We start from the raw sequence: 919 nt of genomic DNA on the forward strand, positions 1-919 counted from the left end.
CACACAGCCGCCCTTCTGGTGGGGTCGGCTGGCACCATCGCCCGTCACCGTCCTGGCCGACCCCGTAACCCGCTTCGACGCGGCTCAGGAGCGGCTGCACCGCTGGCGCAGCGCGACCGCGCTGCCGGGCGCCCCCGACGCCACCGACGTGGTGGCCCGGGTGCGGCGCTACCTCGCCGACGATCTCGACACCCCCAAAGCACTTGCCGCACTGGACGGTTGGGCCACCGACGCGTTGTCCTACGGCGGCCACGACGAGACGGCCGGCGCGACGGTCGCGACCGCGGTCGACGCTCTTCTCGGGGTTCGGCTGTAACGCACCGGCGGTGGAGTAGGTTTCGGCTGTGACTTCAGCGCGATCGGTGACAGGCAAGACCGTGTTCATCACCGGCGGCGCCCGCGGCGTGGGGGCCGAGGTGGCGCGGCGGCTGCACGCCAGGGGCGCCCGGCTGGTGCTCACCGACCTCGACGAGGCGCCGCTGACCGAGCTGCGTGATCTCCTCGGCGCGGACCGCGTGCACACCGTCGTCGCCGACGTCCGTGACCTCGGCGCCATGGAGGCCGCCGCCGCGAGTGCGGTGGACCGGTTCGGCGGCATCGACATCGTGATGGCCAACGCGGGGATCGCGACCTACGGTTCGGTGCTGCAGGTCGACCCGCAGGCGTTCCGCACGCTGATGGACGTCAACGTGACCGGCGTGTTCCACACCGTGCGGGCGACGCTGCCGTCGGTGCTCGAGCGGCGCGGCTACGTGCTGATCGTGTCGTCGCTGGCCGCGTACGCCGCAGCGCCGGGGCTGGCCCCGTACAACAGCGCCAAGGCCGCTGTCGAACACTTCGCCAACGCGCTACGGCTCGAGGTCGGCTACCGCGGCGTCGCCGTCGGCTCGGCGCACATGTCCTGGATCGACACCCCACT

The 919-nt window shown here is 72.5% G+C and carries 1 protein-coding gene and 1 pseudogene; both read left to right on the forward strand.

Going from position 1 to position 919, the window contains the following annotated elements; translation table 11 throughout:
- Positions 1-316: pseudogene (locus tag ASJ79_RS24735) on the forward strand (hypothetical protein); the annotation flags it as partial.
- Positions 317-344: 28 nt separating this feature from the next.
- A partial coding sequence (locus ASJ79_RS24740) for a short-chain dehydrogenase/reductase (RefSeq protein WP_156448627.1) occupies positions 345-919 on the forward strand: 575 nt, incomplete at its 3' end.

This window comes from Mycobacterium sp. NAZ190054 (genome assembly GCF_001545925.1).
In the GTDB taxonomy this organism is placed as follows: domain Bacteria; phylum Actinomycetota; class Actinomycetes; order Mycobacteriales; family Mycobacteriaceae; genus Mycobacterium.